This window comes from Paraburkholderia phosphatilytica (assembly GCF_003443895.1).
Lineage (GTDB): Bacteria > Pseudomonadota > Gammaproteobacteria > Burkholderiales > Burkholderiaceae > Paraburkholderia > Paraburkholderia phosphatilytica.
On record NZ_QQOA01000002.1, the window covers coordinates 382,973 to 391,105 of the forward strand.

Here is an 8,133-nt window from a genome sequence, read left to right on the forward strand (position 1 = left end):
GGAGCGCGTCGCCATCGCTTGATCTTGTGTGCGGAACGCCGGTGGTTCCATCTCGAAATAGAGGTTCCACTATCGAATCGCTAGACCGTCCGGAAAGCCGCGCCGGGATTGGGTTCGCTGGATTTCCTCCGGCGATTCCCCGCATTCTTACCCGCAAGCCGTCCCGGTTGGACCGGCTGGGCGGGTCTGTAGCGCTACCGCACGACCACTACGAATGCCACGCCTATCAGCGCGAGGCAGACGATAGTTGCCGCTGCGAACAGCGCGATCATCTTCGCGTCCCCTTTCACGGCGCGGCCTTGCGCTGACTAAATGTATACGTCGTGCCGCCGATCTCCGCGACGGCCGCCCCTTCGAGCTTGACGAGGCGGCGGATCAACTTGCGCGACTGAACGGCAAGCTCCCAGCCCATCTCCCGGTTCGCCTCGTCGATTCCCTTGAACTCCCGGCCGTTCCGGGTTCCCGCCGCCCGGACGACGAGCGGGACACGTACGCGATCTAGCATGTTCGACTCCTTCAAGATTCGGGTTTCGCTGGCTCACCGAACCAGCAAATTTGATTATCTTGTAAGGTTTGTAATGTCGGCAACATATTTGGGGCCAGATTTGGACACTGGGCCACAGCCGACGGGTCGAACAGGACTTGGAACGAGTGTCTAAATCGCGATGAAAAAGAGGCCGCAGGAGCCTTCCGACCCATGCGGCCTTGTCTCGGTACTCGGATCGGCTACGAGGCCGAAAGGTCACTCCCTAGTGCGTTTGTGCTGCGTTGCTCCACGGCACGAACCTCGCTCTCATAACGTTGCCGCGCCCGCGCTAACCCTTCCTCCGTCGAGAAGGCCGACGCGGCCCACACGTTGAGCGCGGCCCTGGTCAGTTGCTCGTCCGCCGCCTCGCGGACACGTTCGATATCGATCATGGTGAATTGCTCCTGAGTAGATGGGTTAAATCGGGCAACGCCGCGTACGAGCGCCACGACCAGCGCCTGTCTTGGATGCCGTTTGCTTCCGCAACTCCGCACTACGTTCGAGAGCGCGTCGTTCAAGAGGACTACGTGGATCGACCGGCGCGACCGGCGCAGGCGTCAATTTAGCGAGCGTTTCGCGCAACGCATGCGTCGGGCTGTCGCCAAGGTACGACACGCCGTCTTCCGCTTCCCAGCGCGACAACATCGCGACCGTCCGCATCATCCGGTCGTCCACGCGGCGGTGCGTGCGGCCCTTGCTGTCGGAGAACCCTTCGATACCGCCCGACAACATAGCGATGTGCAGCGCAGCGTCGAGCTTATTGTCAGCCGGTGCGTCTTCGTTCACGATAACGGTTGCGTACAGCTTGATTTGAATCTGCTTGAGACGAGCGAAAGACATTTCCATCTTGATGGACTCGTCAAGACTCGATTCGACTCGGATCAATGGCATTTTCACTTCTTCCTCCAATTCCGAATGCGCTTTGCAGCGTGATCGACGAGCTCAATGCCCTTCCAAAGCATGAAGCGCGTCGACAGGTAGACAGACAGGAATGCCGCGCGGCGGGTATCCATCAAGCCGCCTGCTCCGACGACTCGCCGAGCAGCGCCAGCGACATGTCGTACGGAAGGCGCTTAATGCAGCGCTCGCGGAAAGCGGGGTAACCTTCGCTGATCCCATGGATGGAATCCCGCTTGCCGTTGCACGTGATCGTCCTGATTGCCGCGCTGATGCTGCTGCACCTCAGTTGGTTGGTCGTGATGAGGTAGTCGACGAGTGAAAGCAGCGACAGCACACGCTCACCGAACCGGGCCGTGTTGTCACCGATGGCGAACGAGTGAAGGCTGATGCCTTTGACGCCATCGGCAACGCGGAACGGCAACGCGAACGGAAGGATTGTTTTCTGGCCCCTCGCGATGAACGTTCCGCTGTACAGGATCGGACAGCCGGAGTGTTCTGTGCGGAGCATGCTGTCGTGCAGCGCCGTTTGCTCGACGTCCAGCGCAAACCCGATGCCGGGTCGATAAACCGTGTTGAAGAGTTGAACCAGCAAGAGCTTTTCAGCCAGGTATTGCTTGGTAAATTCCATGATAGTTGCCTTCCTTGTGTAAGCCGCGCCCGTCAGCAGAGCGCGGCGCGATTGCTCACCGCTCGAAGTAGTCGTTCATCGACAGGCCGGACGAATCGCGGAAGCAGTCGTCCATGCTGTGGTGCACTTCGGGATCACGGAAATACGTGTCCATCGAATCGCCCGCCGCCTGCTGCACGCGCTGTTGCCGTTCGAGTTCTTCGTTGCGCGCCTCTTCCTCCGGCGTGACGGTGTAGGCGCTGTTTGTGCCGCTCGTGTCCTTGTCCGCTGATCTTTTGAGTTCCGCGTCGAAGTACTTGACGATTTTGGCGATGATGTCGGCGGTAGCACACATCAAATCTCGCGTCTGCGTGCCGACCCCAGGCTTTACAGCCGGCGAAACATCAGTTGCAGCACGGTTGAGCACGCGCGGTGTGAGATCGCTAACGAGACGCTTCACAGGCGCGGCAACCGTCTTCTCGGTTGCTGTCGCTGCACCACCACCGACGAGAACGTTCGCACCTTCCTTCGACAGCCACTCAGTCAGGTACGCCTGAGCTTCGCCGCTATCGTTGCGCGCGTCGATACCAACGGTCTTCATGATCACGTGCGAAGCGTGAACGCACTCGTGCGTCAGCGTGAACGGGCTTCCGTCGAACACACCGACCACCACGCCGTGGTTGGCCGTGTACTTGGCCGTGCAAACGCCGCGCGCTGCGTCTTTCGACTCGATGCCGGTCAACGCCTTGAACTGCTTGCGACTGTTTGTAAAGGTGACGAGAACACCACCGTACTGATCCGCCACGGCTACGTGCTGGGTGACGGGGCTCGGCCGCTGGGCAAGAGCAGCGCGCGCCGTTGTTGCCTTCTTCGATGCGGTCGAGCGCAGCGCACGCGTCTCCGCATCCATCGCTTGATACGAGAAGGAAAGCGGGCGCGCACTCGAATCGACGGCGCCGGGGTTCGCAGGTTGCTCTCCGGACTCTGGGGCAAACACCGGGAACGAACTGTCATCAGCGGTCGCGCTGGAGTGCGATGAGGAGAAGTCGACGATACCTGCCAGATTTACTGTCGGATTGATTGCCGCGTTGGTCATTTCCGCCTCCTCACTTCGCCGCAGGCTGTTCGTGCGCCAGAGCCGGTCGGTGCTGCGCCGAATCGCCCTTGACCCTGTGATCGTGGCCGCCGGTGTACTTCGTGGCCTTCTCGGCCTTCGCGTAGCAGTGCGGCGCTTTGGTCATATCGACGGGTTGCGCTGCTTGTTCGTTTCTATCGCTCATTTGAAATATTCCTTTTAAATAGGATTCCGAACTTGTAAAGACCGGATAAACCGTGAACCGGTTATTAAGAAATATACGATCTATCGGTGTACGCCACGTCAGCAGCGCCGCGCAGCGTTCACCGCAAAGCCAAGCTCTACGCGGGCGGATAGCCGGTCACCTTGACCCAAAACGGATCGTCGCGGCTCGTAAGGTCGTATTCCAAGCCGCCCGTCACGAACGTCCTGTTGAGGCTCGGATTCAAGAGGCTCGTCAAGATCGTGCCGCCCGCCAACTGAATTTGCGGGTTGAAGAACGTCTGGTACTCGACGCCCCATTCAGTCCACATCGGCGTTCCGACAAAGTTGCTAATCGGAACGATTTGTGCGGTGCTCACAACCTTGTTGATGTCGCGGACGTAGAGCGTGTTGTTGTCGATCCACGCCGCCACCTTCGGCCGGAAATACGCCTGGATATCCCACAACAGCGAGTCGACGGAAAGCGTCTGCGATGACGGATTGGTGATGACTTGATTGTCGTATGAGGTTTCGCACACGTACGGAATGCCCATCTGCCCCGCCGCCCAGGTGACGTACTGCTTGAACGTCGCGCGAGACGGCGCGGGCCCGGTGATGTACTGCCCCTTGTAGATTTGCTGTGACGCGAGGCCGATACGAACGCCGAGAGTGGGCGGCCCACCTTCCGGCTCGCAGACAGTCACCTGACCGCTGTAGACGGTCTGCACGGCGCTCTGCGAACTTGTCTTGTACCCGGCCTCCACGGTCGCATTGATGTATGCAGCCGCGAAGCCTGGTTGGCCCGCTTCGACGTTGCGCTGGTTGAAGGCGCTGAACTGCGACAGCAGCGACTCGCGAAGTGATCGCGAGAGGTTAAAGCACGTCACGTTGCACGTGTTCTGAATGGACAGCGCGTCTTTCTTGATCTTTACGCGCAGGTACATCGACGCGTCAAGCGTGACCGTGCCGCTGGGCAGCTGGACGTTTAGGTTGAGGATGCGTTGGCCTAATGGCATGGTTACCCCTTGATGGTGCTTGAGTAGTGCGTCATCAGATCGTTCATTGACTGTCGAAGCTGCTTGTTTACCTCTTCCCCTACGGCCTTCGGGTCGGTTGCGCCGTTTACCTTGATGATGATCGGCATCTCACCGATGGTCAGTTGCCGCCCTCCGTCCTTCTGCTTCGCCACGGCTTCGGCACCGTACTGCTGCATCAGGCCGAGGCCGATGGACTGCTGACGAAGCTCGTTCTGGAGCTTGGAATAGGTCTGTTGCGGCAGGCCTCCGACCGACAATTGACGCTGGAGGTCGTAGATGTTGTTTTTGATGCCTGCCTCTTTCTGCGACAAAGCCCAACCAGCATCACCCTTTGTCACCCCTCCTTGCTGAACCTGTTGCAGCGTAACGTGCAGCCAGTCCGCGATGTTCTGTTGGACGCGCCGGATATTGATGCTGTCACGGCCCTGCCCGATGCCGTGACCGCTCCCGTAGCCGGATTCGTACGCTTCCTGCGCAGCGGAGAACAGCGGAAGATTCGCGGCCGTGAGCTTGGTGTTTGCATCAAAGCCGCGCTCCTTCAGATACGCGAGGTACTTGCCCTGATCGTTCTCGCTGGCGGGCGCGTACTTTGCGACTACCTTGGCGGGCGTGTCCAGCCCCTTCCCCAGATAGTCCTGCTGCAATAGCGACTGATGCGCCGCGACGCCCGATGCCATGTCCGGGAAGATCGCGAATCGACCATCTGAGCCGGTCGCGCCGTGAGCCTTCGCGAACGCCCCGTATTCGAGATTGCCGGGGTTGTTGTTGCGCAGGCCGCGTGCTCCGCTACGTGCGTTGCTTGTGTCGTTCGAAGACCCCGGCAGGCCATTGTCCTTCCCGACCTCCCCGGCCCAAGCCGCGATGGCCTGCTGCGCGTCTATCGCGCTGGAGAACGACTGAACGGCACCGGCAAACATGTTGATCGCAAGCGTCATCTGGTTGGCGGTCTGGATGCCTTGCTGATTGATTGCGTCCTCTTTCGCCACCTGCTGATCGCGCTTCGCCAGATCGGCCTTATCGGCAGCTTCCTTGGCCTTCTGCGCAGCTTCAGCCTTCTTCCCGGCATCCGGATCGATATCGGGCAGGTTGACGCGGTGACCGTTCTCGATCTTGTACCGGCCTTGTTTGTAGGTTGGTGCGGTCGACGGTGCTGTGTATCCGGGTGCCGGAATCCACGTGTGACCGGGACCGAAATGACCTGCCGGGTTCGCGGCCGGTCCCGACGTCGCCTTGTTGAAGATATCCGTCATCCGCGACAAGAACTGGATGAACTTGTCCATTGCAGGAAGGACGTTCTGGCCGAGCTTGATCTCAAGCTCGTTGATGTTTTCCTTGAACTGGCTGAGCTCGTCGTTGAACTTCGACAGCGAGTCTTGCGCCTGCTGCCGCGCGCCGATTTCCTGGTCGGTCAGTTCGGTGACGTGTTCGATCTGCGGCCCGAGCTTCTGCACCGTCAGCAACCAATCCTGATTCATGCCGGTTGCCTTCGCGATGCCCTGCACGTCTGCGCGAGACTTGCCTTGCAGACCGGCCGCGAGTTCGCCGAGTTCCGACGTAAGACCGTTCGGTGCCTGGCCGCGCTCGCCGACGTTTACCCCGAGCATGCGCATGATGCGCGCTTCGCGACCGTAGCGTGTCGGATCGGTGTACGCGGCGTTCGTCATGCCGGAGAACGTCTTCAGTCCTTCGAGCGCCGCGTCACGCGAGACGTAGCCGTTGGAGTTGCGAACAAGCTGACGTTGCCAGTTTTCAAGGCGTACACCCGAGACGCCGAGTTGCATGGCGTCAGATCGCTGCGCGTTGTACTGATTGCGCAGATCGATAACGGATTTGATGCCGATGGCGAGCGCGCCGATAGCCGCGCCTGCGACAGCGAACTCCGCGCCCATCGAGCGCACCGCCGCGCTGACCTTGTCGAGGCCGGGAATCAGCTTGCCGATCTCGTTCGTCGCATCTGCGGCGAAGTCCTTGAAGTGACCCTTAGCCTTGCCGGTCTTCTCGCCTACACCGTCCATCTTCTGCTGCAGTCGTTCGAGGCGCGACACACTGTCCTTGAGTTCGACGGTGTACTGCAAAACAAACTTGTCGAGATCGTCAGCCATGTTTGCGCTGCTCCAGATGGAAGTAATATTTGATGAAGTGCAGAACTTCGATGGCCAAGTAGAGGCCGATGCAGACAGCCTTGATATGGTCGTCGCTGAAAATTTGAGTGATTGAATTAATCATCTGAGCCCTCGCGTTCGTAGAAGCGGATGATGTGAGCATCCTTCCCAAGGGGTTCGCGCCACACCCGGCTCTCGGGGCCTTCCGCTAGTTCAAGCTTCGCGATGTTCGCGGCCGCGCATCGGATCAACTCCATACGTGTCGCGACGGCTGGGAAGTAGAACGATCTGCTTTCGTTGCCAGAGTGCCGGGTTCTCGCGAACCCAGCGGCCAGAAGGACCGGGCCAATCGTCTTGTGCGAAATCGAGCCGGAGAACCCGATTCGGCCATATGCGGCCATCAGGTCGACTGAATCGAACTCGACACGGCGGGCGCAATCGTTCGACATGCCGCGCACCCTCAGGCGCACCACTTCGAGTGCATACGGCAAAGCTTCGCGAGCGCCCATTTCTTTAATCTTCTTCATGGTCGCGCTTCGAGTCGTTCGTGCGGTGCACGTTGATCCGGTCGCCGTCACTGCCGAGCGCTTCGGCCTGCTCGATCTGGATCGAGCGCAGCCGCGACTTCACGAGATCGTTGTAGTGCTCCACGTCATGCGAGGTGGGCGTGCGGTGAACCGGTGCATCGTATTTCTGCACCAGCGTCGGATACATATTCGTGACCTTTTCTGTCACGCTGGCACTGACAAACTCGACCAGACGCGCAAGGTGCTCTTCGTCCAGGTATTCGACATCGCACGCGTTGGCGATCTCTTCGACCTCATCGATGTACAGACGGGTCGTTTCGTAGTGCGTTGCCGCCTGCTCAAAAAGCTCCGGACGGCCCAGCAGCTTGTAGCCGAAACAAGCGATGAAGGATTCCATCGCCGTCACGCCGTGCACGCGCAGCGCTGCGTACATGTGTCGCTGGATGGGATCGAGCAGGACGCGACCGACCGACTTCGCCGCAAAGTCTTGCGGCTTCAGGAAGACCTGTTGATTTTCCGCAGCGTCGCGCAGGCGGATGTGCGTCAGGTAGTGAAGTTTGCTCATGGTGAACTGTTTCCTTTCGATGAAATTTAGTTCGTTATCCGAATTTGTAAACGGACGGAGCAAGTATCGTATCTATCGGTGTTCGGACTACATCGCCACAAAAATATTCACGACGCTAGTTCAGACGGGTCGAGCGACCGCGCCATTTGGTGTGCGCCGCGAGTTCACACGATCGACCGTATAGTCAACACCGGATCGATATAGGAGCTACAAATGTCGAAGAGGCAGCAAGGCATTCGCACGAGCGTGATTCTTCCGGATGAGACAAAATCTCGGATGGACTTGGTGGCGTTCTCCCTCAACATCACGTCGTCCGAATACATCCGCCGCGCCGTTCAGATGATGCTCAACAGCGGAGTGATTCCGACCGAACAGAGTGAGGGAATACGCACCATTGCTCCTGGCGGCGGGATGAGGCCGCGTGCGCAATGCCGGTGATCTACGCGGGGATTCGGCGAACGGTCGCGCCGCGCCCTGCTCCGGCATTGGCACTCTAGGGAAGGTCTGCACAACACGTTCTCGGAGCGCCGATCTTTTTTCACGTCGGGCGTATCGGCTGCAGAGCCTGCTATCAGGTTGATCGTCCGACTTTT

The 8,133-nt window shown here is 59.3% G+C and carries 11 protein-coding genes; 1 reads left to right on the top strand and 10 read right to left on the bottom strand.

What is annotated here, in order from left to right; genetic code table 11:
- Window positions 1–286: 286 nt before the first annotated feature.
- The 10 genes from DVS29_RS03525 to DVS29_RS03565 all read right to left on the bottom strand — a co-directional run bounded on the left by DVS29_RS03525 (window position 287) and on the right by DVS29_RS03565 (window position 7,540).
- Window positions 287–505, bottom strand: a complete 219-nt coding sequence (locus tag DVS29_RS03525; protein WP_118179041.1) for a hypothetical protein — start codon at window positions 503–505, stop codon at window positions 287–289.
- A 221-nt stretch (window positions 506–726) separates the two neighbouring features.
- Window positions 727–918: a hypothetical protein gene (locus DVS29_RS03530; RefSeq protein ID WP_118179042.1), complete on the bottom strand. Its 192-nt coding sequence runs from the start codon at window positions 916–918 to the stop codon at window positions 727–729.
- Window positions 919–943: 25 nt separating this feature from the next.
- Window positions 944–1,423 carry a hypothetical protein gene (locus tag DVS29_RS03535; protein WP_124800592.1) on the bottom strand — a complete coding sequence of 160 codons (480 nt, stop codon included), beginning with the start codon at window positions 1,421–1,423 and terminating at the stop codon, window positions 944–946.
- A 115-nt stretch (window positions 1,424–1,538) separates the two neighbouring features.
- Window positions 1,539–2,054 (bottom strand): hypothetical protein, encoded by a 516-nt coding sequence (locus DVS29_RS03540; protein WP_118179044.1) that lies wholly within the window; start codon window positions 2,052–2,054, stop codon window positions 1,539–1,541.
- 55 nt (window positions 2,055–2,109) lie between these two features.
- Window positions 2,110–3,129 (bottom strand): hypothetical protein, encoded by a 1,020-nt coding sequence (locus DVS29_RS03545; RefSeq protein ID WP_124800593.1) that lies wholly within the window; start codon window positions 3,127–3,129, stop codon window positions 2,110–2,112.
- 10 nt (window positions 3,130–3,139) lie between these two features.
- A complete protein-coding gene (locus DVS29_RS37190; protein ID WP_164707838.1) occupies window positions 3,140–3,313 on the bottom strand; it encodes a hypothetical protein in 174 nt (57 codons plus the stop codon).
- A gap of 136 nt (window positions 3,314–3,449) precedes the next feature.
- Window positions 3,450–4,325, bottom strand: a complete 876-nt coding sequence (locus DVS29_RS03550; protein WP_118179046.1) for a baseplate hub protein — start codon at window positions 4,323–4,325, stop codon at window positions 3,450–3,452.
- 2 nt (window positions 4,326–4,327) lie between these two features.
- Window positions 4,328–6,448 carry a phage tail tape measure protein gene (locus tag DVS29_RS03555; protein ID WP_118179047.1) on the bottom strand — a complete coding sequence of 707 codons (2,121 nt, stop codon included), beginning with the start codon at window positions 6,446–6,448 and terminating at the stop codon, window positions 4,328–4,330.
- Window positions 6,449–6,564: 116 nt separating this feature from the next.
- Window positions 6,565–6,975: a hypothetical protein gene (locus DVS29_RS03560; protein ID WP_118179048.1), complete on the bottom strand. Its 411-nt coding sequence runs from the start codon at window positions 6,973–6,975 to the stop codon at window positions 6,565–6,567.
- A complete protein-coding gene (locus tag DVS29_RS03565; RefSeq protein ID WP_118179049.1) occupies window positions 6,962–7,540 on the bottom strand; it encodes a hypothetical protein in 579 nt (192 codons plus the stop codon). Before DVS29_RS03565 ends, DVS29_RS03560 begins: the two co-directional genes overlap by 14 nt.
- A 213-nt stretch (window positions 7,541–7,753) precedes the next feature.
- On the opposite strand from DVS29_RS03565, the gene DVS29_RS03570 reads away from it, so the two are divergent.
- Window positions 7,754–7,978, top strand: coding sequence for a hypothetical protein (locus DVS29_RS03570; RefSeq protein WP_118179050.1), 225 nt, complete (start codon window positions 7,754–7,756; stop codon window positions 7,976–7,978).
- The last annotated feature ends 155 nt before the right edge of the window (window positions 7,979–8,133 follow it).